The following is a 25,744-nucleotide window of genomic DNA, read 5'->3' as shown; positions in this document are numbered from 1 at the left end:
TCCATCATGCGCGCCAGTAGTCGATGTCGGGAAGGAGCAGCCACCGGTCCGGCTCGGTGAACGCCCGGTTGTCCTCCGGGCGCAGGCCCGTGTAGGCGCAGCAGTAGGCGACGGCATTGGTGGCGTACAGGTGTGCCAGCAACACCTCGAGCGTGCCGTCGTCCGGGCCGGGCGCGCCACCGGGGTGCAGGTCCCACCCGGCGATCCGGCCGTCGCGGTCGATCCTGCCCTGGTCACCGCTCTTGGGGTTCGCGAACATGGCGTACACGACGGTGCCCGCCGAGAGCCGGTTCGTCACCACCGGGGTGGAGGCGTTGTAGAACCAGGGCTGCGTCACGACGCAGCCGCCCGGCACGTCGGTCACTCCCATGGCGAGCTCGGTGTCGTCGTCGAACGGGTCGTCGTACCAGTCGCCGAGGTTCGGCACCTCGTCGTCGGGCACGACGGACGCCTTCAGCCTGCGGGTCGCCTCCGCCGCGTCGATCCCCGCGACGCAGGCGATGCTGAAACCGTCGAACCGCGGGAAGTCACCGAGCGCGGCGAGCATCCGGTCGCGCTCGGCGATCGCCGCCCGCTCCTGCTCGGTCAGCACCTCGCCGGACGGGATGACGTGCCCGGTCACCAGGCTCAGCCGGGCGGGCGACCAACCGGACATCATGGGACGCACCGGGTCCGCGCCCGCGGCCAGCAGCGCCCGCGCGTGCTCCGGCTTGCCCCGGTCCACCGCCCGCCACAGGGCCGAGCGCCCGTCCACGAGTGCGTCGACGTCGTCCACCCGCGCGGCCAGCTCGGCCACCACCTCCGGTGAGCCGTACTCGGCCGCGATGTGCAGCGGTGGCATCCAGTGCTCGGTCGCGTTCGGGTCGGCACCGGCGCCGAGCCGTTCCAGCACCGCTTCCGTACTGGTCCACGAGGTGTACCCGAAACCCTGCCATCCCCGGCTTTCCGCCCCCATGGGAACGGCACCCTACGCGATCGAGATCTGGTCCAGGCCGGGCGCACCGGCGGTGTCGTTGCCGAACCTGACGGTGTTGGCGCCGGCGTCGAGCGTCACCGGGGATCTCGGCCACGTAAGGGATGTTGTCGCCGATCCCGTCGGGCTTCACCTCGACCGGCGTGCCGCCGTTGACCGTCACGAAGTACGAACGCGGCCCGTTCACGGTGAACTGGATGAACAGCCGGTACGCGCCCGCCCTGGAGCCCGCGGCGGAGGCCGAACGGCGCCACCAGCACCTCCTCGGCGAGCAGCACCTCGTCGGCGGCCGCGGCCGGCGGCGCCGCTACCCGAGGGCCTCGACCACCCTGGTCACCATCTCCTTCTCCGCCACCGCCACCTCGCCGTCCGCGCCCGCCACCGACCGGCACATCTCGCTCACGGCCGCGCGGAAGATCGCGACGTCGCGGGGTTCGTGGGCGTTGATGATCGCCACCGAGTCGCGCAGCGCGGCCAGCACGCCCGCCTCCACATCGGACGCCGAGCCCTGCGGCAGCGCGGGCGGGGCGGCGGCGATGATGGCGCGCAGGTCGTCCGAGAGCAGGGTGATGGCCCTGACGCCGGCGTGGCTCTCCTCGTCGACCGAGCCGGGGTCCGCAGTGGACACCAGCACCATGGCACCGAAAACGGCCGTGCGGAGGGTCTGCCCCTCCGCCTCCGTGTACGCAGTCATGGGCGCAAGCCTATGCAACGATCAGTGGCTATGAGTGCGGGTCAGGTGCTTGGCGCCAACATCAGGGCGTTCCGGGAGCAACGCGGGTTGTCCCTGTCGGAGCTCGCGCGGCGGTCGTCCATCGCCAAGGGCACGCTGTCCCAGCTGGAGAGCGGCTCGGGCAACCCGACGATCGAGACAGTGTTCAGTTTGTCGAACGCTCTGGACGTGCCTGTGTCGGAGCTGGTGACCGCGCGGACACCACTGGACGTCGTGCTGGTGCGGGCCCGTGACGTCGAGGTGCTCAGCAGCAACGCCGTCGACCTGCGGCTGATGCGGCGGATGGACATCGGGGACACCGTGCTGGAGATCTACGACCAGCGCGTCCGGCCCGGCGGCACGCAGACCAGCGAAGGTCATTCCGGCAGGGAGCACGTGCTGGTCACGGGCGGCCGGCTGCGCGTGGGGCCGGTCGACGAACCCTACGAGCTCGGGCCGGGAGACTACGTGTGCTTCCCCGGTTCGGTCCCGCACCTGTACGAGACCGTCGGAGATGAGGTCAGCTCGGTACTGGTGCTGGAGTATCCGAAGCACTAACGTTCATTCTAATGAACGGAGGTGGCGATGCACCCGGACGTCGTGGTCATGGGCGCGGGCATCATCGGAGCCGCGTGCGCCCAGGCGTTGACGGCGCGCGGGCTCCACGTCCTCGTCCTCGACCGCCACGGGCCGGCGTCGGGCACCAGCGCGGCCGGTGAGGGCAACGTCCTGGTCAGCGACAAGGAGCCGGGCCCGGAGCTCGACCTCGCGAAGGCGAGCCGGGAACTCTGGCCGGACCTGGCCGGAGACGCCGAGTGGGAGGAGAAGGGCGGTCTGGTCGTCGCCACGACTCCCGAGGCCGCCGAACCGCTGAAGGCCTTCGCCGCGAAGCAACGCGCCGCGGGCGTCGACGCCTGCGAGATCACGGCCGCGGAGGCGCTGACCCACGAGCCGCACCTCAACCCGGAGATCACCGCGGCCGTCCACTACCTGCAGGACGCGCAGCTCAACCCGGTCAAGGCCACCAAAACCCTGCTGCGCGGCATCACGGTCACGCGCGCCGACGTGTCCACAACGGACGGTCGCAGCGTCACCACCGCCGACGGCGTGATCAGCTGCGGCGCCGTCGTCAACGCCACCGGGCCGTGGGCGCGGAACTTCGGCGTCAACGTGCTGCCCCGGCGCGGCGTCGTCCTGGTCACCACGCCGATCCCGGGCACGATCCGGCACAAGGTCTACGACGCGGACTACGTCGGCGCCGTCGCGAGCGGTGACGCGGACCTGCGGACCTCCGGCGTCGTCGAGTCGACCCAGGCCGGCACGGTGCTGATCGGGTCGAGCCGCCAGCGCAAGGGCTTCGACGACGCGATCGAGAGCAAGGTGCTGAAAGCGTTGGCGTTGAAGGCGATCGCCCTCTTCCCGATGCTGGCCCAGGTGCCGGTCATGCGCGCGTACGGCGGCTTCCGCCCGTACGCGCCGGATCACCTGCCGATCATCGGCGAGGACCCGCGCACGCCCGGCCTGTGGCACGCCACCGGGCACGAGGGCGCCGGCGTCGGGCTCGCCCCGGCCACCGGACGCCTGCTCGCGCAACTGCTGACGGGCGAGACCCCGCTCGTCGATCCCAGCCCGTTCCGGGTCGACCGGCCGGAGGTGATGGTGTGCTGGTGACGTTCAACGGCCTGCAACGCGAGGTCGCCCACGTCGCGGAGTTGTTGCCCGGCAGGTTCTTCTGCGGCATCGGCGTCTGCTTCGGCTGCGTCGCGGAGATCAACGGCGTGCCGGAGGTCCGCGCGTGCCGCCACCCGCTGCGCGACGGCGACGTGATCAGGACGAAGCCATGAGGATCGTCGTCGTGGGCGCGGGACCGGCCGGGATGGCCGCCGCCAGGACCGCCGCCGACGCGGGCGCCGAGGTCACGATGGTCGACTCGGAACCCGAGGCCGGTGGCCAGTACCTGCGCGGACGGGCCAGGTTCGGCCATCCCGGTGTCACACACCTGAAGAACACCGAGGCCTGGCTGGTGGAGGGGAACACGCTCCACCTGCGCGGACCAGGGCGACTGCGGTTCGACGCGCTGGTCATCGCCACCGGCGCCTACGACCGCCCGCTCCCCTTCCCCGGCTGGGACGGCCCGGGCGTCATCACCGCGGGCGCCGCCCAGGCGCTCGCGAAACAGGACGTCACGCTGGCCGAACGCGTGATCGTCACGGGCACCGGCCCGTTCCTGCTGCCCGTCGCCACCGCGTTGCAGGACCTCGGTGCCACGCTCGTCGGCGTCTACGAGGCGTCGTCCCCCACGAGATGGCTCCGCGAGGTCAAGGCGATCACCGCGAACCGGCACAAGATCGGCGAGCTCGCCGGCTACCGGAAAGTGCTGCCACGCCTGGAGACCCGCACCGCCGTCATCGCCAAGCACGGTGACCGCGTGACGGTCGCGAAGCTCGACAGCCGGTGGCACCCGGTCAGCCACCGCACCGTGCACGCCGATCTCGTCTGCGTCGGCTACGGCTTCCTGCCCCGCACGGATCTCCTGCCGGACGCCCGGCGCACCAACGACTTCTACGACGTCGACGAACGCCAGCGGACGTCGGTCGAGAACGTCTACGCGGCCGGGGAGGTCACCGGCATCGGTGGCGCCGACCTGGCCGAGGCCGAGGGCGTCGTCGCCGGAGCCGCCGCGGCAGGACTGAACCCGCCCGCGAAGGCCGTGGAAGCCGTGCGCGAAGGCCGCCTCTTCGCCCAAGCCCTGGCCAGAGCGCATGCCGTGCAACCGGGCTGGCGGACGTGGCTGAACCCGGACACCATCGTGTGCCGCTGCGAGAAGGTCCGTCTCGAAGACCTCGGCGATGCCACGAGCATGCGCGAGCTCAAGCTGACCAGCCGGGTCGCGATGGGCCGCTGTCAGGGTCGCATCTGCGCCCGCAACGCCGCCGAGCTCACCGGCGTCCCGTTCGACGGGCAACGCCGCGTGATCGCGATCCCGATCCCCCTCGGCGAACTCGCCGAACTCCCGGAGGACAAAACATGAGCGAACGCCTCGACGGCGTCATCGTCGCCACCGCACTCCCCTACGCCGAGGACCCGAGCGCCCCGGCGGGACTCCGCCCGGACCTGGAGAAGTTCGCCGAGCACTGCCGGTGGGTCGTCGAGAACGGCTGCCGCGGCGTCGGCCCGAACGGCTCGCTGGGCGAGTACTCGTCGCTGACCGACGCGGAACGCCGTGAGGTCGCGCAGACCGCCATCGCGGCGGTCAAGGGGCGCGGCATCGCGGTGATCGGCGTGCACGGCGTGGGCGCGCACCAGGCCCGGCACTGGGCCGAGCTCGCGGCCGAGGACGGCGCGGACGGCGTGCTCTGCCTGCCGCCGACGATGTACCGGGCCAACCGCGGCGAGGTCGTGCACCACTTCCGCGAGGTCGCGAAGGCCGGACTGCCGATCATGGTCTACAACAACCCGATCGACACCAAGGTCGACCTCACGCCGGACCTGCTCGCGGAGCTCGGCCAGATCGAGAACGTGGTGGCGGTCAAGGAGTTCTCCGGCGACGTCCGGCGCGTGCTGGAGATCCGCGCGGCCGCCCCGCACCTCACCGTGGTGGCCGGTGCGGACGACGTCGTCCTGGAGAGCCTGCTGATGGGCGCGACGGGCTGGTTCGCGGGCTACCCCAACGTGTTCCCGGCCGAGTGCACCGAGCTGTTCGACCTGGCGCAGCAGGGCAGGCTCGCCGAGGCGCGCGCGTTGTACGAGAAGCTCGTGCCGGCGTTCCGCTGGGACTCGCGCACCGAGTTCGTGCAGGCGATCAAGCGCTCGATGGACTTCGTCGGCCGCTACGGCGGCCCGTGCCGTCCCCCGCGCGGCCCGCTCAGCGCCGAGCAGCTGGCCCAGGTCGACGCGGACATGAAACTGGCGACGTCATGAGGTTCGCCAAGTACTTCAGCGCCGTCGACTCGCATACCGAGGGCATGCCGACGCGCGTGATCACCGGTGGGGCCGGGGTGATCCCCGGCGAGACCATGGCCGAGAAGCGGCTGAACTTCATCTCCGATCACGACCACGTCCGCAGGTTCCTGGTGAACGAACCGCGCGGGCACGCGGCGATGAGCGGCGCGATCCTGCAGCCGCCGACCCGGCCGGACGCGGACTGGGGCGTGCTCTACATCGAGGTGTCCGGCTGCCTGCCGATGTGCGGGCACGGCACGATCGGCGTGGCGACGGTGCTGGTGGAGACCGGCATGGTCGAGGTGACCGAGCCCGTCACGACCGTGCGGCTCGACACCCCGGCAGGGCTGGTGCTCGCCGACTACGACACCCGCACGAAGCTCGTGACGATCCGCAACGTCCCGGCGTACGCGCACGAGCTGGACGCCGTCGTGGACGTGCCCGGACTCGGCGAGGTCCGCTACGACATGGCGTACGGCGGCAACTTCTACGCGATCGTGCCCCTCGCGGACCTGGGCATCCCGTTCGACAGGGCGGAGAAGGACCGGATCCTGGCCGCCGGACTGTCCATCATGGACCGGATCAACGCGGTGAACCGCCCGGTGCACCCGGTGGACGCGGCGATCGGCGGCTGCAAGCACGTCCAGTTCACCGCGCCGGGCCAGGACGGCGCCCACTCGCGCAACGCGATGGCGATCCACCCCGGCTGGTTCGACCGTTCTCCCTGCGGCACGGGCACTTGCGCCCGGATGGCCCAGTTGCACGCGCGCGGCGAACTGGAGATCGGCACGGACTTCGTGAACGAGTCGTTCATCGGCACCAGGTTCATCGGCCGGTTGCTGCAGGAGGTTCCGCTGGGTGACCGGACGGCGGTGCTGCCCACTGTGGCCGGTCGCGCGTGGATCACCGGGATGGGCCAGTACCTCCTCGATCCGACCGATCCGTTCCCCGAGGGGTTCTCGCTGTAGCCGACGCGCTCGCCGATCCGTCGGGGACCGCTTCGGGGTCATGCGTTCCGTTATCTCCCGAAGGCTCCCCAAATCGGGAAACGGCGGTTAGCGTGCGCTGGTGCAGTTGCCGTGGAGAGCCGCGCCCAGGGCGGCGTTGTCGAGCCCGCTCACGTTGCTGGTGAGCATCGCGACGACGTTGCTGCTGGGCTTCGTGGTGGCCGCGGCCGCCCTGCACTCCTCGTCCGCGGGCAGCGCCGCTCTGGCCTACCAGCAGAGCCGGATGTGCGAGCACTCGGTGCACCCGTCGCTGGACGGGGAAGGGCTGCCGCTGTCCACCGCCGTGTCGATGGCGGCGCGCAGCGATCTGGGCGCCGCCTATTCGCGGATCGGCAGGCCCGACTTCAACGGGATCGCGACCTACGGGCGGTTCGGGTACCGGCCGGACGCGTTGTCGCACCTGACCGTCGTGCAGGGCGGCGGCACCGGGTTGTGGGTGCCGCGAACGATCGCCACGGCCGCGCGGGTGGAGGTCGGCGACCGGTTGACCGGGTCGCCGCTGGTGGTGAGCGCGATCTACGCCGACCTGGCGCAGCCCGTGTCCGGGTGGTGGTGCTCCGAGGCGAAGACGGTGGTGCCGAACCCGTTGGGCGGTGACGGTGCCAGCACCTCGGTGATCTGGGTGGCCTCGGCGTCCGACCTCGCGTCGTTGCCGCCGGAGTTCTCGTCCGATGCCACGGTGTCGTTGCGCTTCCCCACCGAGCCACCGGTGACGCTGGCCGACGCCGAGGCGCTGCGGGACGCCGGGAACGCCCGCCTGGCCGCGCTCGGGCTGCCACTGACGCGCACGGACCTGCTGTCCTCCGCCATCACCGCGGCGCGCACGTCGGAGCGCAACGTCTCGTCCGCGCTGCTGCCGTTGGTGATCATCAGTGTGCTGGTCGGGCTCGCGGGCGTGGGCACCGTGACCGTGCAGTGGGCTCAGCGCCGGCATTCCGAGCTGCGGCTGCTGTGGGTGCGCGGGGCGAGTCCGCTGGCGCTCGGCCTCCGCGCGGTGCTGGAGCTCGGGCTGCCGCTGGTCGCCGGTGGGGTGCTCGGGCTGGTCGCCGCCCGGCTGCTGCTGCCGCTGTACGCGCCTGGGGTGGCGCTGGCCCCCGGGACGCTCTGGGTGGCACTGGGCCTGGTGCTGGGCGTGGTCCTGCTGAGCCTCGCGGTGACGGTGCTGGTGGCGTCCTGGCGGGCGCACCGGACGTTCCAGCGGCGGGCGCGGGCGCGACGGCTCGCGCTGGTGCCGTGGGAGCTGGTCGTCGCTTTGCTGGCGGTGCTGGCGTGGGTCCGCCTGTCCAGCAACGGGCTGGGCACCTCGCTCAAGGCCGGCTCGCTGCCGCGCGTGGACATGGCCGCGCTGGCGTTCCCGCTGCTCGTGGTGCTGGCGGCGGCGTTGCTCGCGACCCGGTTGCTGCGGTGGTCGCTCGGCTGGTCGCACCGCGTGCGGTGGTGGCGGGTCCCGGCGGCCCAGCTGGCGTTACGCCGCCTCGCGGCCGCCGTCGGTCCCGTGACCGGCGTGTTGCTGGTGGGCGTGCTGGCGGTCGGCACCATCGCCGTCGGCAGCGCGGTGGCGGGCGCCCAGCAGTCGGCGCTGGCCTCGAAGTCGGGCGTGTTCGTCGGCGCCAACAGCACGGTCCAGGTGTCGCAGGACGTCGCTCTGGGGCGGGTCACGCTGCCGTCGTCGCTGCAGGGCACCACAACCCTCGTCGGCGTGAGCACCGGCGCGCTGATCGTGGACCCGGCGACGTTCACCGACGCCGCCGTCCTGGACGACCCCGCCGCGGTGCGGTCCCTGATCTCGAACTTGCGGCGTACCGGCGACACCGCGCCCGCGCTGCGCATCGGACGTGCGGCGAACCAGGAGATCCGGGTTCCCGGGCTGCCGCTCATCAAGCCCGTGGCGTCGCTGCCGTCGTTCCCGAAGCTCGGCACCCGCGGCTACGTCGTCGCCCGTGCCTCGGTGCCCGCCGTCGACCAGGTCGGCTCGTGGCACCTGTGGTCGTCACTCCCGCTGTCCGCCTTGACTTCCGCGTTGCAGGCCGAGGGCATCCACTACGCGAACGTCGCCGACCGCGCCCGCGTGCTCGACGGCCTGCCGTTCCTGACCGTGGAGTGGACCTTCGGCTTCGTGGCCGCGATCGGCGTCGTGCTGGCCGTGGTCGCCGCCGTGGCGCTGCTGCTGGCCATCGAGGTCCGGCGCCGCCAGAACGCCATCTCCGGCGCCCTGTCGACCCGCATGGGCATGCGCCCGTCCCTGCTGTGGTCGAGCCATCTGCTGGAGGTGGGCGCGCTGGCGTCGCTGGCTGTGGCGGTCGGCGTCCTCGCGTCGTTCATGAGTGCCGGGGCGGCCGTGCCGCGCCTGGACCCCGCCCCGTGGCTCAACCCGGCCCCGGTGCTGCCGGACCTGCTGCCGTTGCTCGGGTTGATGACGACGTGCGGTCTCGTGGTCGTCGTGGTAGCGGCGTGGCTTGCGTTGCGCGGTGTGCGAACCGCGCGGATGGGAGAGCTGCTCAGGTGATCCGCGCTTCTGGCGTAGGAGTGTCCTACGGCGCCGTGCGCGCTGTCTCGGACGTGTCGCTGTCGATCGCGCCCGGCCTCACCGTGCTGTCCGGCCCTTCCGGCTCCGGCAAGTCGACGTTGCTGCGCGTGCTGTCGCTGGTCGAACGGCCCTCCGCGGGCGAGGTGTTCGTGCACGACGTGGCCACGTCGTCGTTGTCGTGGGCGAAGCTGCGGTCGTTGCGGCGCAAGGAGATCGCGGTCGTCTTCCAGAACCCGGCGGACAACCTGATCCCGCACCTGACAGTGGGCGAGAACCTCCGCGCGGCCGGGGCGGCGGACCTGTCGTTGCTCGACTCACTGGGACTGGGTGGGTCCGGCGCGTGGCGGATCAGTGCGTTGTCCGGTGGCCAGCAGCAACGCCTCGCCTTCGGGTGCGCGCTGGCCCGTGGAACTTCCGTCGTGGTGGCGGACGAGCCGACGTCGCAGCTCGACGTCCGTTCCGCCGACCTGGTGCTGGAGATCCTGTCGTCGTTGCCGGTGCCGGCCGTGGTGGCCTCGCACGACCCGCGGCTGGTCGCCCTGGCGGACCTGTGCATCCCGCTGGCCGCGTCATGATCCGGGCGTCCGGGGTGCATCGCGCTTTCGGCGGTGTCTCGGTGCTTCGTGGCGTGGACCTGGCGGTCGCGGCTGGTGAGCTGGTCACCTTGAGCGGGCCTTCCGGATCTGGGAAGACCGCGTTGTTGTCTTTGTTGTGCGGGTTCGACTTTCCGGACAGCGGGTCGGTGCTGCCCGGGGTCGCTTCCTGGTCCGCCTGTGCTGTGCTGCCCCAGTCTCTTGGGCTGGCTTCCGAGTTGACGTTGTCGGAGAATGTCGCGTTGCCGTTGAGGCTGGCTCGGATGCCGGTGGCCGGGGTTTCGTCGCTGTTGGCCGAGTTGGGGATTGCCGGGTTGGCGGATCGGTTTCCCGGGCAGGTTTCTTTCGGGCAGCAGCAGAGGGCCGCTTTGGCTCGGGCGGTGGTGGCTCGGCCTGCCGTTGTTCTGGCGGATGAGCCCACTGCTCATTTGGATGCCGTTAGTTCGGTGGCTGCTGTTGGGGTTTTGCGGCGGGTTGCTGATGAAGGGGCCGCGGTTTTGATCGCTACTCATCATGAGGCTGTTCATGAGGTGGCTGATCGGGTTCTGGTTTTGAGGGAGGGGCGGGTTTGTTGATGCGCTCACCTTGTGCAGGTGGCTGGGTTGGGTGCCTTTACCGGGCCGGGTCAATTCATCGCCGCTTCGCGACGATTGCGATTGGGGCTTGACCTTGAGCCTCTGGCGGGATGCATTGATCGGCCTGAACGGCCAGGCATAAGGAGCCCGGCCGATCCCTTCAACGGTCGCACCCCGCCCCTCAAGGTCAAGCCCCAATCGCGCGGTGGTTGCGTCATTACCGCTGCTCAGTGGGGTATGGCGGTCGCCCCGGCTTCGCCGTTGGCCTTGTAGAAGGGTGGCTCGGCTTCGCCTTCGCCCTGCGGTGATGGCCGGGGTGTCGACACGCCTGGGTGGCCGTGCTGCGGCGGGGTGTTCTCCCGCCGCAGCCCGCAGCCTCCGCCGGGCTCAGACCGACGGGGGCCGGTCCTCGTAGGGCGTGGACAGGACGACGGTCGTGCGTGTGGAGACGTTCGCCGACTCCCGGATCTTTTGGAGGAGTTCCTCCAGGGCCGTTGGCGAGGCGACACGGACGCGGAGGACGTACGAGGCGTCGCCTGCCACCGAGTAGCAGGCCTCGATCTCCGTCAGGTGCTCCAGGCGCTTCGGGTAGTCGTCGGGTTCGGCCGGGTTGATCGGGAAGAGCGAGATGAACGCGGACATCGGCAGGCCGATCTCCGCGCCGTCCAGGCGGGCGGCGTAGCCCTTCACGATGCCGCGTTGTTCCAGGCGTTTCACGCGCTGGTGCACCGCCGAGACGGACAGGCCCACTCGTTCGGCCAGGTCGGTGAAGCTGCACCGGCCGTCCGAGGCGAGTTCCTTCAGTATCGCTCTGTCGATCTGCTCCAGGGTCAAAGCACCACCAGCTCGTGAGGTCGGTTGTTGAAGGACTCGACGCCGTCGGGGGTGGCGACCACGATGTCCTCGATGCGGGCGCCCCAGCGGCCGGGCAGGTAGATGCCGGGCTCCACGCTGAACGCCATGCCTGCTTCGAGCGGCAGGGAGTTGCCGCTCACGATGTAGGGCTCCTCGTGCACGTCCAGGCCGATGCCGTGGCCGGTGCGGTGGACGAAGAACTCGCCGTAGCCCGCGTCGGTGATGACGCTGCGGGCGACGTTGTCGATCTCCTCGCAGGTCACGCCCGGCTTGACGGCCTCGACGGCGGCCTTCTGCGCTGCCTGCAGGACGGCGTAGGTGTCCCAGACGTCGTCATAGGCCGGCTCGCCCATCACGTACGTCCGGGTCGAGTCGGAGTTGTAGCCCTCGGCGACCGGGCCGCCGATGTCGATGACGACGACCTCGCCCGCCTCGATGACGCGGTCCGAGTCGCGGTGGTGCGGGGAGGCGCCGTTCGGGCCGGAGCCGACGATCACGAACTCGGCGACGGTATGGCCTTCCTCGACGATCGCGAGTGCGATGTCGTGCGCTACCTCGCGTTCGGTGCGGCCCACGCGCAGGAACTCGCCGATGCGCGCGTGGACTCGGTCGATCGCGGCGCCCGCCTTGCGCAGGGCGGCGATCTCGGCGGTGTCCTTGCGCATGCGCAGCTCGCGGATGATCGGGCCGGCCAGGGACTGCGGGCCGCCGATCGCGTTGCCGAGCTTGATGGTGTGCAGGGCGGGCATCATGTCCGCCACGGCCGTGCGTGAGCCCTTGATCGCGGCCTTGACCAGCGCATACGGGTCCTCGCCGTCGACCCACGTGACGACCTCGACGCCGAGTTCGCCGGTCGGGATGGCCGCGTAGCCCGGCTGTTCCAGCTTCGGCACGACCAGCGTCGGCGTGCCGTCGACGGGCAGCGCCAGGCAGGTGAGGCGTTCGAAGGAGTCGCCACCGGCACCGATCAGGTACCGCAGGTCCGAGCCGGGCGAGATGAGCAGGGCGTCGACGCCCGCCTGCTCGGCGGCGCGGGAGGCGCGGTCAAGTCGCGCGCGCAGCGCGGACACGTCGATGGGCCCGGTGATCGTTGCCATGACCGAAAGCCTAGTAGCTTGTCCATTCGTGAGCTCTCCCCTGGTGCTGCTCGACTCCGCGAGCCTTTACTTCCGGTCGTACTACGCGCTGCCGGACTCGATGACCGCGCCCGACGGCACGCCGGTGAACGCCGTGCGCGGGTTCGTCGACACGATCGCGCGCGTCATCACCGAGCGCGGCGCGGCCCGGCTGGTCGCCTGCCTCGACGCCGACTGGCGGCCCGAGTTCCGGGTCAAGGCGCTGCCGTCCTACAAGGCGCACCGGGTCGCCGAGGACGCGGCGGACGGGTCCGAGGAGGTCCCGGACACGCTGACGCCGCAGATCCCGATCATCCTCGACGTGCTCGACGCCGCCGGCATCTGCACCGGCGAGGCGGCGGGCCACGAGGCCGACGACGTGATCGGCGCCCTCGCCCACCACGAGTCGCGCTCCCCCGTCGAGGTCGTGACGGGCGACCGCGACATGTTCCAGGTCGTGCGCTTCGAACCCACGCCCGTGCACGTCGTCTACGTCGGCCGCGGCTGGAACAAGGCCGAGGTCCTCGGCCCTGAGGAGCTCGCGGCCAAGTACTCGCTGCCAGTCGAGAACGCGGGCTCCGCGTACGCCGACATGTCCGTGCTGCGCGGCGACCCGTCCGACGGCCTGCCGGGCGTCGCGGGTATCGGCGAGAAGACCGCGGCGAAGCTCATCACCGAGTTCGGCTCGCTGGACGCCCTGCTCAAGGCCGTGACCGACCCGATGGACCGCAAGCTCACCACCAAGGCCCGCAACGCGCTCATCGCGGCCGAGGAGTACCTGGCGGTGGCGCCCGTGGTCGTCCGCACCGCGCTGGACGCCCCGGTGGTGCTGGACCGGTCCGACGAGGTGCCGCGGGTGCCCGCCGACCCCGAGCGGCTGCGTGAGCTCACGCAGCGCTGGGGGCTGGGCAGTTCGGTGCCGCGGCTGGTGAACGCGATGGAGCGGCGGGCGTAGAAGCGCCTAGACGCGCCTAGACGCGTATGACGGAGTTTCGGTGTCGATCAGGCGCGGGGACTAGAAGAACGTCGAGCACAGCGGTGCGACGGGGGCGGCGAACAACGCGTCGGCCTCGTCGAACCGAGATCCCTCGATCCGCCTGGCGGCCGCGAGGTCCGAGAACCTCGTGTCACCGAGGTAGACGGCGCCGAGGAGGTCGACCGGGATCGTGAGGTCCGGCCGCTCGTCGACGCGCTCGACACCGCCGGGCGAGACGCGGTAGCGGCCGTCGTTCGCGGGCAGCAGCTTGTCGTGCACCTCGATGACGACGGGGTCGGCGAGGCCGTAGGCACGGGCGGCGAGCATGCGCGGCACGTCCACCAGCCGCAGCCAGATCTGGTCGAACACGTCCTTCGTGTACACGACGCGCGGGTCCTCGAACAGCCAGCTCACCGGCTCGTCGAGCGCCGCGTCGACCTCGATCGTGTCGATCAGGTCGAGCCGCGTCAGGTAGATCCACAGGTCGCGCCACGCGTCGGCGTTGGCCCACGCGAAGTCCTTGACCTCCATGTGGTGCTTGAAGTCCTTGTCCTCGGACACCTTGTAGCACAGGAAACCGTCGTCGCCGTCCGGTCCACTGTGGACAACGACGACCATGTTGTCGGCCTCGGTCTTGCGGTCGCGCGCCCTCGCCCACCAGCCGGGCCAGCGGGAGATCTCCCCCGGCCGGTCGAGCCCGAACGCGTCGTGCAGTTCCGGCAGCAGCTTGTCGGCGGTCTCGGGGTCCACCATCCGCACCCGCCCGACCGGCGAGCCCGGGATCACCGCCCTGCGCGCGTCGATCCGCAGGAACCGCACGCGCCCGGCGAGCCCGTAGCCGAAACGGCCGTAGATGCGCCCCTCGGACGCCCGCAGGGTCGCGACGGGGTCGGGAAGCGTCGACAGTTGCTCGCGCATCAGGGCGCTCACCACGCCACGGCGCGTGTAGTCCGCACGCACGCCCACACGTGAGACCGCCGAGTGCGGCACGACGGCGCCACCGGGCACCATCATGGAGCCACCGAACGACTGGGTCGTGCCGATGATCTCGTCGCCGTCGAACGCCGCGAGCACGCGGCCGGCCTCGTAGGAGGGCAGCGTCAGCGGCCACTGCTCGTCGGTGGGCGGGCCCCAGTGCATCGCCCGGCGGAAAACCGTGTTGTGGGCGCGATACTGCGCTTCGTCGCTGAGAACGCGGATCTCGGTCACGCCCGCGATCGTGTCTCAGAGCGACGGCGAGCGCACCTCAGTTTCCGCGAGACGCGACAGGCGCCCCCGGAACGCGAAGTTCCAGGGACGCCTGTCGAGACAGCTGGGCTCAGCCGGTGGGCTGGCCGACCTCGTACTCGCCGTCCTCGGTCTTGACGACGATCTTGACCTTCTTGTCCTTGCCGGCGACCTGCACCTTGCACTCGAACGAGGTGTTGGGCTTGACCTCGTTCTCACCACTGCACGTCGCGGCGCCGACGTCGGAGATCTTGTACTCGTCCTTCAGGATCTGGACGATGCCGTTCTGCACGGCGGTGTTGTCGAAGATCTTCTTCTTCAGGAAGGCCGGCGACACGAAACCGGTGAACAGCACGCCACCGACGAGCAGGACGACGACCACCGCGGCGACCCAGATGGCCGCGCTGGACTTCTTCTTCGGCGGCATGGGCGGGCCGTAGCCCGGCTGCTGGCCGTACGGGTTGGGCTGCTGCTGGCCCGGCGGCATGCCGTACTGCTGCGTCTGCTGGCCGTACGGGTCCTGTGCCGGGGTGCCGTACGGGTTCGACTGCGGCTGCTGGCCGGGCACGCCGTACTGCTGCGTCTGCTGCTGCGACGGGTCGAACCCCGGATACGGCTGCTGCTGGCCCGGCTGGGGCTGCTGCGGCTGGCCGTAGGGGTTCTGAGCCGGGAAGCCGCCAGACGGTGTGCCGGGAGGGAACCCGCCACCGTAGGGCTGCTGCGGCTGTTGCGGCTGGCCCCAGGGCTGCTGCGGATCGTTCCCTCCGGACGGTCCGTACGGGCTGCTCATCTGTCGACCTCCGTGTGTACGACGTTGCGGCGAAATCCAATCACACCGTTGACGTCAGTCTTTACTCCGACTCGCAAAACCTTCGTCAGGCAGAGGTCACATCATCGCCACGACTCCGCGGCGCAACGCGTCGACCGCCTTGGCCGCCGCCGCGCCGACCGGGTCCTTTCGGCCGACCACCTCACGGATCTGGTCCAAAAGGTCGATCACCTGCCGGCACCAGCGCACGAAGTCGCCGGCGCCGAGCTCGTTGCCGCCCGCCTCCGCGGCGCTCAGCACCTTCTCGAGCGACTCGCCACGCGCCCAGCGGAACACCGGCCAGGCGAAGCCGGGGTCCGGCTGGCGCGTGATGCGCTCCAGCTTGAGGCGGCGCTCGTCGTCCTCGATCTCCGCCCACAGCCGCACGGTCCCCAGCATCGCGTCCGACACCGGGCCCTGCGGCAGCCGCGCCTCGACGGGACCGTCCCGGCGCGCCTCGTAGACCAGCGACGACACCACGGCGGCGAGCTCCTCCGGCTTGAGGCCCTTCCACACGCCGTGACGGATGCACTCGGCGGCGAGCAGGTCGGACTCGCTGTAGAGCCTGGTCAGGCGCTTGCCGTCGGCGGTGACCTCCTCGGACTCGCTGAGGTAGCCGCGCTCGCGCAGCAAGGCCCGGATGCGGTCGAACTGGCGTGCCAGCGAGTGCGTGGTCGCCGCGACCTTGCGCTCGAGCTGCTGGGTCTCCGCCAGCAGCCGGTGGTACCGCTCGCCCCACCGCGCGTGGTCCTCGCGCTGGTCACAGCCGTGGCACGGGTGCGAGCGCAGGGCACGGCGCAGCGTCGCGAGCTCGGGGTCGTCGTCCGCGGTGGTCTGCCTGCGGCCCCGCGACGGCACGGTGATGCCGGTGTTGCGGACCGTCGACGCGAGGTCGCGCCGCGACTTGGGCGACCGCACGTCCACCTGCCGAGGCAGCCGCACGTGGCCGAGCACCTCGACGGGCGCCGGGAAGTCGGCGGAGGTGAGGCGGCCCGACCAGCGGTCCTCGGTGACGACCAGCGGCCGCGCCTCCCCCAGCGGCTCGAGGCCGGGGTCGATGACGACGGCGAGGCCGGACCGCCGCCCGGACGGCACCGCGATCACGTCGCCCTTGCGCAGCCGTTCGAGAGACTTGGCCGTCTCGATGCGGCGCGCGTTCGTGTTCTGCTTCGCGAGCTGCTTCTCCCGGTCGCCGATGCGGCGGCGCAGCGACGCGTACTCCGTGAAGTCGCCGAGGTGGCACGTCATCGACTCGGAGTAGCCCTCGAGCGCCTCCTTGTTGCGCTCGATGCGGCGCGCCAGCCCGACCACCGACCGGTCCGCCTGGAACTGCGCGAACGACTGCTCCAGGATCTCGCGCGCGGACTCGGCCCCGAGCTGGTGCACGAGGTTGACGGCCATGTTGTAACCGGGGCGGAACGACGACCGCAGCGGGTACGTGCGGGTGGACGCGAGCCCGCCGACCGCCTTGGGGTCGATCCCCGGCTGCCAGACGACGACCGCGTGCCCCTCCACGTCGATGCCACGACGGCCCGCACGGCCGGTGAGCTGCGTGTACTCCCCCGGCGTGAGGTCGACGTGCGCCTCACCGTTGTACTTCACGAGCTTCTCGAGCACGACCGTCCGCGCGGGCATGTTGATGCCCAGCGCGAGCGTCTCGGTCGCGAACACGACCTTGACCAGCCCGCGGACGAAGAGCTCCTCGACCGTCTCCTTGAACGCCGGCAGCAGCCCGGAGTGGTGCGACGCGATGCCGCGCTCCAGCGCCTCGCGCCACTCCCAGTACCCGAGCACCATCAGGTCGGCCTCGGGCAGGTCCCGCGTCTTCTCGTCGATGATCCGCCGGACCTGGTCGGACTCCTCCGGCGTGTTGAGCCGCAGTCCGGCGCGCGCCGTCTGCGCCACCGCCGCGTCACAGCCCGCGCGGCTGAACACGAACACGATCGCGGGCAGCAGGCTGGCGTTGTCGAGCCGCTGGATCATGTCGATGCGCGAGGTCGGCTTGAACCCGGTGTTGCGCGGCGCCCTCCCGCCGTTGCCGCGGTTGCGCCCACGGCTGAACGGCACGTGGTAGCGCGTGAGCTCCTCGGTCTTGCGCAGCACTTGGACGTTGATCCGCGCGTGCGTCTCGTCGCCCTCGAACAGGTCGAGCATCTGGTTGCCCACCAGCATGTGCTGCCACAGCGGCACGGGCCGGTGCTCGTCGACCACGACCGTCGTGTCGCCGCGCACCTCGACCAGCCACTCGCCGAACTCCTCGGCGTTGCTGACCGTCGCGGACAGACCGACGACCTGCACGTGCTCGGGCAGGTGCAGGATGACCTCTTCCCACACCGGACCGCGGAACCTGTCCGCGAGGTAGTGCACCTCGTCCATCACGACGTACGCGAGTCCGTCCAGAGTGGACGAGCCCGAGTACAGCATGTTCCGCAGCACCTCGGTGGTCATGACCACGACCGGCGCGTTGCCGTTCACGCTTGTGTCACCCGTGAGCAGGCCGATGCTCTCCGCGCCGTAACGCGCGGTGAGGTCGGCGAACTTCTGGTTGCTCAGCGCCTTGATCGGCGTCGTGTAGAAGCACTTGCGGCCTTCGGTGAGGGCCAGGTGCACGGCGAACTCGCCCACCACCGTCTTGCCGGCACCGGTGGGGGCGCAGACGAGCACTCCGTGACCGTCCTCCAGGGCCTCGCAGGCCTGGCGCTGGAACGGGTCCAGCTCGAACGAGATGACGGAGCCGAAGTCGGTCAGCTTGGGCCGTTCAGCACGACGCCGGGAGTCGGCGTAGGCCTCGGCCGGGGACCGCGAAGCACGTGACACCCCTTCAGGCTTTCACATCGCACCGACAATCGCCGCCGTAGATTAACTTCAGTCAACACTGAAACGACAGAGGGCGATGTCACCAGGACATCGCCCTCCACCTGCGGCTTTCTCAGATCGTGCAGTGCACCCGATCCGTCACCAGCTTCAGGAAGCGGGACGGGTCGGCCAGCTCGCCGCCCTCCGCGAGCAGCGCCAGCTGATCAGCTCGGCGATGCCGGCCAGGACACCGCCCCCACCTGCGCTTACCTCAAAAGGTGCGCTGCACCCGATCCGCGGCACCGTCAGGCCGTCGACCAGCTCGGCGGTGCCGGCACCGCCTCCACCCGCGCTTACCTCAGAACGTGCGCTGCACCCGATCCGCCACCAGCTTCACGAAACGCGACGGGTCGGCCAGCTCGCCACCCTCCGCGAGCAGCGCCAAGCCGTAGACCAGCTCGGCGGTGCCGGCCAGCGAGTCGCGTTCGCCCGCCGCGAACGCCTTGTGCAGGCCTTCGACCAGCGGGTGCGACGGGTTGAGCTCCAGGATCCGCTTGATCTTCGGCAGTTCCTGGCCCATCGCCTTGTACATCTTCTCCAGGGTCGGAGTGATGTCGTAGGAGTCACCGACAACGCACGCCGGTGAGGTCGTCAGACGCGACGAGAGGCGGACCTCCTTGACGCTGTCCTCCAGCTGCTCCTTCAGCCAGGTGAGCAGGTCGGCGAACTCCGCGGCCTTGGCCTCGTTCGCGGACTTCTCCTCCTCCGTCTCCAGGTCCACCTGGCCCTTGGCGACGGACTGGAAGGTCCTGCCGTCGAACGACGGCACCGAGTCGACCCACATCTCGTCGATCGTGTCGGTGAGGATCAGCACCTCGAAGCCCTTGGCGCGCAACGCCTCCAGGTGCGGCGACTGCTCGACGGCCACCCGCGAGTCGCCGGTCATGAAGTAGATGTGCTCCTGGCCCTCCTTCATGCGCCCCACGTACTCGGCGAGGGTCGTGAGAGTGTCCTCGGAGTGCGTCGAGGCGAAGGAGCAGACCTCCAGGATCGCGTCGCGGTTGTCCGCGTCGGAGAGCAGGCCCTCCTTCAGCGCCGCGCCCATCTCGCCCCAGAACTTCCGGTAGTCGTCCGGGCGGGATCCCATCAGCGACTTGATGGAGGAGAGGACCTTCTTCACGAGGCGGCGGCGCATCAGCTGGATCTGCCGGTCCTGCTGCAGGATCTCGCGCGAGACGTTCAGCGAGAGGTCCGCCGCGTCCACCACGCCCTTGACGAAGCGCAGGTACTCCGGCATCAGCTCGGCGCAGTCCTCCATGATGAAGACGCGCTTCACGTAGAGCTGCACGCCGCGCCTGGCGTCGCGCATGAACAGGTCCATCGGCGCCTGCGAGGGCAGGAACAGCAGGGCCTGGTACTCGAAGGTGCCCTCCGCCTGCATGCGGATGGTCTCGAGCGGCGCGTTCCAGTCGTGGCTGACGTGCCGGTAGAACTCGGCGTACTCCTCGTCCGTCACCTCGGAGGCCGGGCGCGCCCACAGGGCCTTGCGCGAGTTGATGTCCTCGCCGCCCAGGCGCACCGGCCAGGTGATGAAGTCCGAGTAGCGCTTGACGATCTCGCGGATCTTCGCCGGCTCGGTGTAGTCCGGCAGGCGGTCCTCGTCGTCGGACGGCTTGAGGTGCAACGTGACCGAGGTGCCCTGCGGCGCGTCGTCCACGTCGTCGATCGTGTAGGTGGCCTCGCCGGTCGACTCCCAGCGGACGCCCTTCTCGGCGTGCGGGTACTTCGTCACGAGGGTGACCTTGTCGGCCACCATGAACGACGAGTAGAAGCCGATGCCGAACTGACCGATCAGGTCGGAGGACGACGACTGCTGTTCCTTGAGCTGCTTGAGGAACTCCGCGGTACCGGACTTCGCGATCGTGCCGATCAGCCGCACGACGTCCTCGCGCGTCATGCCGATCCCGTTGTCCCGCACCGTCAGCGTGTGCTCGGCCGGATCCGACTCGATCACGATGTGCAGGTCGTCGACGTCGACCTGCATGTCCTTGTCCCGGAACGACTCCAGCCGCAACTTGTCCAGCGCGTCGGAGGCGTTCGAGACCAGCTCGCGCAGGAACGTGTCCTTGTTCGAGTAGATCGAGTGGATCATCAGCTGCAGCAGCTGACGCGCCTCGGACTGAAACTCCAGCGTCTCCATGCATCCCTACCGAAGAACCGAAAAACGAACCGAACAGCCCTACAACTTAGCGACCCACGACAGTGAGAGCGCCGGGAACCGTCCGAACTGAGACCGGCAACGCCTCCTGGCGTTCGCCGTCGGCGTAAGCGATCCAGCCGTTGTCACCGGACAACGACACCTCACGCGCGCGGAACGTCCGCACGGCCGGGTGCTCGACGTGCCTGCCCGTGCGCAACGTCGGCAGCATCCGGGCCAGCATCGAGCGGGTGCCGCCCTCGACGACCGTCACGTCGAACAGGCCGTCGTTCGCGTCGGCCGCGGGGCACACGGGGATGCCGCCGCCGTAGCTCGGTGTGTTGCCCACGGCCACAAGCGTCGCGTCCAGCTCGAACGTCCCGGACTCCGTGGTCACCACCAGGGGCGCCGACCGCAACGACGCGAACTCGGCGACGATCGCCAGGTCGTAGCGGCGCGGACCGGCGGGCCAGCGCATCGCGTTCGCCCGCTCGTTCACCATCGAGTCGAACCCGGCGCACAGCACCGTCGCGAACCACTGCCCCGTCGACAGCCGGCCCAGGTCGAGGGACTTCTTCGTGCCGTGCACGACGTCCTCGACCGACCGCGATCCCACGGCGGCCGCCAGGTCGTTGCCGGTGCCCGCCGGGACGATGCCCAGCGCCGTCGAGGTGCCCGCGCACGCCTGGATGCCCAGGTGGGCAGCACCGTCACCGCCGAGCACGACCAGCAGGTCAACGCCGTCGGCGACCGCCTCACGGGCCAGCGCCAGCGTGCCCTCGGCGTCGTGCGCCACCAGTTGCCGCAGCTCGGAGACGTGCGGACGCAGCGCGGCGGACGTCGACCCGGCCATCCGGGCCGCCCGCCCCTTGCCCGACGCGGGGCAGACGAGTAAAGCCGCCCGGGTCACGTGGCGTCGTCGTAGTTGACGCGCTTCGGGGGCTCCGCAGCGATGGCCTTCTCACCGGGCATGTCGCCGTCGGCGTCGGACGGCGTGTAGTCGAACGGCGCCGCCTGGTTGTCGTCGAGCGCGTCCCAGCCCTCGGCCGCGCGCAGCTTCGCCTTGCGCTTGTCGTGCACGCGGGCGATCTGGATCGCCATCTCGAACAGCAGCGACAACGCGATCGCCAGCACGACCATCGAGATCGGGTCCGTGCCCGGCGTGGCGACCGCGGCGAACACGAACAGGCCCATCATCAGGCCACGCCGCCACTTCGCCAGCCGCTCGTAGGACAGCACGCCCGCGCGGTTGAGCATCACCACGACCAGCGGGATCAGGAAGCTCACGCCGAAGATGAACAGCATCGTGATGACGAAGTTGATGTACTTGCTACCGGTGAGCGCCGTGACCCAGTTGTCGCCACCGAACCCCAGCAGGACCTTCAGGCCCTCGGGCACCACCAGGTACGCGAGCACGGCGCCGGCGATGAACAGCAGCGCTCCGGCGCTGACGAACACGCGGGCGAACCTGCGTTCCTTCTGGTAGAGCCCTGGCGTGATGAACGCCCAGATCTGGTAGAGCCACAACGGGCTGAGCAGCACCGCGCCCGCCGCGGCGCCGACCTGCAGCTGCACGAGGAAGATCTCGAACGGCTCGGTCTGCAGCAACGCGCAGGTGCCGTCGTTGGTGATCTTGGCCCGGTACTTCTCCAGGTCCGGCTGGCAGTACGGCCCCGTCAGGATGTCGCCCAGCGACGGGATCGGGCCGAGCCGCACCTGGAACCAGATGAAGCCGAAGATGGCGCCGACGGAGATGACCAGCATCGCCAGACCGAGCCGGTACCTCAGCTCGTACAGGTGCTCTTTGAGCGACATCGTGCCGTCGGCGTTGCCCCGACGGCGCCTGCCGCGTTCCCGGCGCTCGGCGATCCACCGGAACGGACTTGCCACCGCGCGAACCGTCCTTACAGGTCAGGAGAGGAGAAGGTCAGTTTCCGGCGGCCTTGTTCTGGGTGGTCTGCTCGATGGGAGGCGCGACCTGCGGCTGCTGCTGCACCGGCGGCTGGGCCGGGGGAAGCTGCTGGACCGGCTGCTGCACGGGCTGCTGCTGGACCGGCGCGTCGTCCGCGTCCTGATCACGCAGACCCTTGGTCTCAGCCTTGAAGATCTTCGCCGACCGGCCGAGCGACCGCGCCATGTCAGGAAGCTTCTTCGCACCGAACAGCAGGATGATCACCACAGCGATGATGATCAGCTCGGTGGGTCCGAGGTTAGGCATTGCTGGTCCTCCTGTCTGCCCCGCGACGTCGATCGTACGCGGGGTTTGCCCTGGTGCGGGCCTGTCCCGAAGTCCGGCGTTCGGCGAGGGCCACCTTGAGCGCCGCGGAACGCGCCTTGAGCAGGCCCACGCCGTCTCCGACCCTGTCCCCCACCAGAGTGCGGGCGCTGGCGAATCGACGCAAGGATCGGATGACTCGAACCATGATCACGACCAGCGCGATCAGGCCGAGCGCGCTCAGCGCCAGGGTCGGTGTAGACGGCACGAGCACACGGTATACGGCTTAGGTGGACAGCAGGTGATCTGCCCGGCGCAATGCCTCCCGCGCTTGCCGCACGACCTCCTCCGCCAGCTCCGCCGGCTGTTCGACGTGCACGTCACCGCCCAGCCCGAGGAGCAGGCGCACCATCCAGGACGGGTCGTCGTAGCGCATGAGGACACGCGTGCGGCCGTCGGAGAGCTCCGCGGAGTGGTCGACGGGGTAGTACTCGGCGACCCAGTGCGCGTCCGGTTCGAGCAGCAGGACCGCGATCTTCTGGTCGTCCCGCGGCTGGAACAAGCCCTCCGATGTATCGGTCTGCTGGGCGTGCGGCGGCGGGGACGACGGCTCGTCGAGCACCTCCACGTCGTCGATCCGGTCGAGCCGGAACAACCGCACGCCGAGCGCCGAGCGGCACCACGCTTCGAGGTAACCGCGCCCTTCCAGGAGCAGCAGACGCATCGGATCGACCACACGGTCGCTCATCGCGTCGTGCGATTGCGAGTAATAGCGGATGCGCACAGCGCGTTCACGCTTCACGGCGTCCTGCACGGCGGCACGGATCTCCGCGGTCTCCCCGCGTTCGAACGCGCCGAGCCCGACGACCATGCCCGCGGGCTGCGCCTTGCCGACCGCCGCCTCGATCTTGGCCAGTGCGCGTTGCACGGCGTCCGTGTCGACCACGCCGGGGGTGTCGGCCAGCGCCCTGAGCGCGACCAGCAGCGACGCCGCCTCGGCCGCGGTCAGCCGCAGTGGCCGGTCGAGACCCGCGTCGAACGAGACGGTGATCGTCTCGCCCTCGAACGACAGGTCGATGAGGTCGCCGGGGCCGTAGCCGGGCAGACCGCACATCCACAGCAGTTCGAGGTCCTTGCGCAGCTGCTTCGGGGTGATGCCGAAGTCGGCCGCGGCCTCCTTGACCGTGATGGCGGGCCGGTTGAGCAGGTACGGCACGAGGGCGAGCAGGCGCGGCAGCCGTTCGTTCGACGCGGTCACCGCGCTCCTTCCAGTGCGCCCTGCAGGCGGTCGCGGACCGACTTGGCCAGGACCTCGGGCTCCAGCACCACGACGTCGGGCCCGAACCCGGCGAGCCACTTGGCCGCGGAGTCCGGGAACTTCAGGTCGATCTCGACGACGTCGCCGCCGTCGCGTTCCTCGACGACCTTCGCGTGCCGGCGGACGCCCTGCGCGCGGCCCTTGGCGACCCAGATCCGCGCGGGCGCCGTGTGGTGCGGATCGACCTCCGTGCGCGCGATGAGGCTCATCAGGTCCGTGCCCTCGGGAACGGTCACCACGCCCGGCTTGCCCACGGGCCGTACCTGGCCGACGACTCTCGAGAGCCGGAAACAGCGCGTGCCGTTGCGGTCGCGGTCCCAGCCCACGAGGTACCAGCGGCCGCGCCACGCGACCACGCCCCACGGCTCGACCGTGCGCTGCTTCTGCCCGCCCGGCGGCGGCTTGCGGTAGTCGAACGCCACGACCTGCCCGGCCTGCACGGCCTGCAGCAGCGGCGGGAACGCCGGTTCACTGGCGCGCACCTTGGGTTCGACGGTCGCGGGAGTGTCCTGGTCGACGTCCACCCCGGCGGCCCGCAGCTTGATCAACGCCCCGTGCACCGCGCCGGTGAGCTGCGGCGAGTCCCACAGCCTCGCGGCCAGCGCCACCGCGGCCGCCTCGTCGGGTTCGAGGTCGATGTCGCCGAGCTCGTAGTCGCGTCGCGCGATCCGGTACCCGTCCTCCGCGCCCTCGGCGTTCGACTGCCGCCCGGTCTCGAGCGGCACGCCGAGATCACGCAGTTCGGACTTGTCCCTTTCGAACATGCGGAAGAACGCCTCGTCCGTCGGAGCTTCGCGATAGCCCGGGACGATGGCGCGGATGCGCTCCGCTGTCAGGTACTGACGGGTCGACAGCAGGCACAGCACCAGGTTGACGAGGCGTTCGGCGCGTGCGATGGCCACGGACAGACCCTAACGCGTGCGCGCGCTGAAACCTCATCACCACCTGTCGTCAACGGTCCGTTCAGAACAGGGACCGCAATTCCCGCACCAGCTCGGCGGGTGCTTCCTCGGCCATGTGGTGCCCGCAGTCGATGGAACGAACCCGCACGTCATCGGCCCATTCGGCCCAGATCGCCGGCAGGTCGGGGTACAGCTCGCCGAGGTCGTCCTTGGCCGACCACAACGCCAGCACCGGGCACGTGATCCGGCGACCGGCGGCCCGGTCCTCATCGTCGTGGTGGCGGTCGACCTCCAGGCCGGCGCGGTAGTCCCCGCACATCGCGAGCACGGTCGCGGGGTCGTGGATCGCCCGCTGGAAGTCGGCCCAGTTCTCCACACCCATCGCGACCGGTGTGTCGCCGTAGCGCCCGCCGTACCAGAGGTCGGGGTCCTGGTTGATCATCGCGGCGGCGAGCTCCTGCCGCGCCAGGAAGAACCAGTGGTACCAGGCCTGGGCGAACCGGTCGTCCGCGCGGGCGAGGTGCGCCCCGATCGGTAGTCCGTCCAACACGGCCAGGCGTGTGACGCGGTCCGGGTGGTCGAGTGCGAGCCGGATCGCGGCGGCGGCACCTCGGTCGTGTCCGACGACGGCGAACCTCTCGTGGCCGAGCCCGCGCATGAGGTTCACGAAGTCGCGGGCCATCGCCCGTTTCGAGTAGTCGCCGGGCTTGCTGGACTCGCCGTATCCACGCAGATCCGGGCACACGACCGTGTGGTCGTCGGCGAGCAACGGCGCGACGCGGTGCCAGGTCGTGTGGGTTCGAGGGTGGCCGTGAAGGAGAAGGACCGGTGGCCCTGCTCCACCGGTCCTCACTCGCAACACAGCCTCGCCGACGTCCCTGCAACGCAACGAGAAACCCTCGAACACACTTTTCGGCTACCCCTGCAAAGCGTGGCCGACACGTCTCTTTTCGCTACGGGCCCGGCGAGCGTTACACCGCGACGATCCTCGGGCGCGGGTCACGGG

At 70.3% G+C, this 25,744-nt stretch carries 25 protein-coding genes; 10 read left to right on the top strand and 15 right to left on the bottom strand.

Going from position 1 to position 25,744, the window contains the following annotated elements; translation table 11 throughout:
• Positions 1-4 precede the first annotated feature (4 nt).
• Both ACRSBM_RS11915 and ACRSBM_RS11910 read right to left on the bottom strand, forming a co-directional pair.
• A complete protein-coding gene (locus tag ACRSBM_RS11915; protein ID WP_434442907.1) occupies positions 5-955 on the bottom strand; it encodes an ankyrin repeat domain-containing protein in 951 nt (316 codons plus the stop codon).
• A gap of 325 nt (positions 956-1,280) precedes the next feature.
• Positions 1,281-1,667, bottom strand: a complete 387-nt coding sequence (locus tag ACRSBM_RS11910) for a hypothetical protein (protein WP_434442906.1) — start codon at positions 1,665-1,667, stop codon at positions 1,281-1,283.
• Positions 1,668-1,697: 30 nt separating this feature from the next.
• On the opposite strand from ACRSBM_RS11910, the gene ACRSBM_RS11905 reads away from it, so the two are divergent.
• The 9 genes from ACRSBM_RS11905 (at position 1,698) to ACRSBM_RS11865 (ending at position 10,329) form a co-directional block, all read left to right on the top strand.
• Positions 1,698-2,243, top strand: coding sequence for a helix-turn-helix domain-containing protein (locus ACRSBM_RS11905; RefSeq protein WP_434442904.1), 546 nt, complete (start codon positions 1,698-1,700; stop codon positions 2,241-2,243).
• A gap of 27 nt (positions 2,244-2,270) precedes the next feature.
• A complete protein-coding gene (locus tag ACRSBM_RS11900; RefSeq protein WP_434442901.1) occupies positions 2,271-3,356 on the top strand; it encodes an NAD(P)/FAD-dependent oxidoreductase in 1,086 nt (361 codons plus the stop codon).
• Entirely contained in the window at positions 3,347-3,529 is a 183-nt protein-coding gene (locus ACRSBM_RS11895; RefSeq protein ID WP_434442898.1) for a 2Fe-2S iron-sulfur cluster-binding protein, read from the top strand. The genes ACRSBM_RS11900 and ACRSBM_RS11895 overlap by 10 nt, the downstream gene beginning before the upstream one ends.
• Positions 3,526-4,716, top strand: coding sequence for an FAD-dependent oxidoreductase (locus ACRSBM_RS11890; RefSeq protein ID WP_434442895.1), 1,191 nt, complete (start codon positions 3,526-3,528; stop codon positions 4,714-4,716). Before ACRSBM_RS11895 ends, ACRSBM_RS11890 begins: the two co-directional genes overlap by 4 nt.
• Positions 4,713-5,606, top strand: a complete 894-nt coding sequence (locus tag ACRSBM_RS11885; RefSeq protein WP_434442893.1) for a dihydrodipicolinate synthase family protein — start codon at positions 4,713-4,715, stop codon at positions 5,604-5,606. The genes ACRSBM_RS11890 and ACRSBM_RS11885 overlap by 4 nt, the downstream gene beginning before the upstream one ends.
• Positions 5,603-6,595 carry a proline racemase family protein gene (locus ACRSBM_RS11880; RefSeq protein ID WP_434442891.1) on the top strand — a complete coding sequence of 331 codons (993 nt, stop codon included), beginning with the start codon at positions 5,603-5,605 and terminating at the stop codon, positions 6,593-6,595. Before ACRSBM_RS11885 ends, ACRSBM_RS11880 begins: the two co-directional genes overlap by 4 nt.
• A gap of 100 nt (positions 6,596-6,695) precedes the next feature.
• Positions 6,696-9,140, top strand: a complete 2,445-nt coding sequence (locus tag ACRSBM_RS11875; RefSeq protein WP_434442889.1) for an ABC transporter permease — start codon at positions 6,696-6,698, stop codon at positions 9,138-9,140.
• Positions 9,137-9,736: an ABC transporter ATP-binding protein gene (locus ACRSBM_RS11870; protein WP_434442887.1), complete on the top strand. Its 600-nt coding sequence runs from the start codon at positions 9,137-9,139 to the stop codon at positions 9,734-9,736. The genes ACRSBM_RS11875 and ACRSBM_RS11870 overlap by 4 nt, the downstream gene beginning before the upstream one ends.
• Complete coding sequence (locus ACRSBM_RS11865) at positions 9,733-10,329, top strand: ABC transporter ATP-binding protein (protein ID WP_434442885.1); 597 nt, start codon at positions 9,733-9,735, stop codon at positions 10,327-10,329. Before ACRSBM_RS11870 ends, ACRSBM_RS11865 begins: the two co-directional genes overlap by 4 nt.
• 387 nt (positions 10,330-10,716) lie before the next feature.
• On the opposite strand, the gene ACRSBM_RS11860 is transcribed toward ACRSBM_RS11865, so the two are convergent.
• Both ACRSBM_RS11860 and ACRSBM_RS11855 read right to left on the bottom strand, forming a co-directional pair.
• The gene (locus tag ACRSBM_RS11860) at positions 10,717-11,157 is read right to left on the bottom strand and encodes an Lrp/AsnC family transcriptional regulator (RefSeq protein ID WP_434453057.1); all 441 of its coding nucleotides are present in this window, start codon (positions 11,155-11,157) and stop codon (positions 10,717-10,719) included.
• 2 nt (positions 11,158-11,159) lie between these two features.
• Positions 11,160-12,281 (bottom strand): M24 family metallopeptidase, encoded by a 1,122-nt coding sequence (locus ACRSBM_RS11855; protein WP_434442883.1) that lies wholly within the window; start codon positions 12,279-12,281, stop codon positions 11,160-11,162.
• Positions 12,282-12,309: 28 nt separating this feature from the next.
• Between ACRSBM_RS11855 and ACRSBM_RS11850 the strand changes: the two genes are divergently transcribed.
• A complete protein-coding gene (locus ACRSBM_RS11850) occupies positions 12,310-13,254 on the top strand; it encodes a 5'-3' exonuclease (RefSeq protein ID WP_434442882.1) in 945 nt (314 codons plus the stop codon).
• Between the two features lie 60 nt (positions 13,255-13,314).
• Here the strand turns inward: ACRSBM_RS11850 and ACRSBM_RS11845 are convergent, their stop codons facing one another.
• The 11 genes from ACRSBM_RS11845 to ACRSBM_RS11795 all read right to left on the bottom strand — a co-directional run bounded on the left by ACRSBM_RS11845 (position 13,315) and on the right by ACRSBM_RS11795 (position 25,591).
• Positions 13,315-14,484: a GNAT family N-acetyltransferase gene (locus ACRSBM_RS11845; protein ID WP_434442881.1), complete on the bottom strand. Its 1,170-nt coding sequence runs from the start codon at positions 14,482-14,484 to the stop codon at positions 13,315-13,317.
• Between the two features lie 109 nt (positions 14,485-14,593).
• A complete protein-coding gene (locus tag ACRSBM_RS11840) occupies positions 14,594-15,292 on the bottom strand; it encodes a DUF4333 domain-containing protein (protein ID WP_434442880.1) in 699 nt (232 codons plus the stop codon).
• Positions 15,293-15,388: 96 nt separating this feature from the next.
• Entirely contained in the window at positions 15,389-18,127 is a 2,739-nt protein-coding gene (locus ACRSBM_RS11835; protein WP_434442878.1) for a DEAD/DEAH box helicase, read from the bottom strand.
• Positions 18,128-18,464: 337 nt separating this feature from the next.
• On the bottom strand, positions 18,465-20,306 hold the full coding sequence (htpG, locus tag ACRSBM_RS11830; RefSeq protein WP_434442876.1) for a molecular chaperone HtpG: 1,842 nt from the start codon (positions 20,304-20,306) through the stop codon (positions 18,465-18,467).
• 46 nt (positions 20,307-20,352) lie between these two features.
• The gene (locus tag ACRSBM_RS11825) at positions 20,353-21,213 is read right to left on the bottom strand and encodes a diacylglycerol/lipid kinase family protein (protein ID WP_434442874.1); all 861 of its coding nucleotides are present in this window, start codon (positions 21,211-21,213) and stop codon (positions 20,353-20,355) included.
• Entirely contained in the window at positions 21,210-22,118 is a 909-nt protein-coding gene (gene tatC, locus ACRSBM_RS11820; RefSeq protein ID WP_434453056.1) for a twin-arginine translocase subunit TatC, read from the bottom strand. Before tatC ends, ACRSBM_RS11825 begins: the two co-directional genes overlap by 4 nt.
• 112 nt (positions 22,119-22,230) lie before the next feature.
• Complete coding sequence (tatA, locus tag ACRSBM_RS11815) at positions 22,231-22,521, bottom strand: Sec-independent protein translocase subunit TatA (protein WP_434442872.1); 291 nt, start codon at positions 22,519-22,521, stop codon at positions 22,231-22,233.
• Entirely contained in the window at positions 22,514-22,786 is a 273-nt protein-coding gene (locus ACRSBM_RS11810) for a bacteriophage holin (RefSeq protein WP_434442871.1), read from the bottom strand. Before ACRSBM_RS11810 ends, tatA begins: the two co-directional genes overlap by 8 nt.
• 18 nt (positions 22,787-22,804) lie before the next feature.
• Entirely contained in the window at positions 22,805-23,776 is a 972-nt protein-coding gene (locus ACRSBM_RS11805; RefSeq protein WP_434442869.1) for a helix-turn-helix transcriptional regulator, read from the bottom strand.
• The gene (locus ACRSBM_RS11800; RefSeq protein ID WP_434442867.1) at positions 23,773-24,738 is read right to left on the bottom strand and encodes a helix-turn-helix transcriptional regulator; all 966 of its coding nucleotides are present in this window, start codon (positions 24,736-24,738) and stop codon (positions 23,773-23,775) included. The genes ACRSBM_RS11805 and ACRSBM_RS11800 overlap by 4 nt, the downstream gene beginning before the upstream one ends.
• Before the next feature lie 61 nt (positions 24,739-24,799).
• A complete protein-coding gene (locus tag ACRSBM_RS11795) occupies positions 24,800-25,591 on the bottom strand; it encodes an alpha/beta fold hydrolase (RefSeq protein ID WP_434442866.1) in 792 nt (263 codons plus the stop codon).
• Positions 25,592-25,744: the final 153 nt, after the last annotated feature.

The organism is Lentzea xerophila (assembly GCF_051094245.1).
Taxonomy (GTDB): domain Bacteria; phylum Actinomycetota; class Actinomycetes; order Mycobacteriales; family Pseudonocardiaceae; genus Lentzea; species Lentzea xerophila.
The sequence above is the reverse complement of the archived record's forward strand: the minus strand, read 5'-3'. Positions and strand labels throughout refer to the sequence as shown.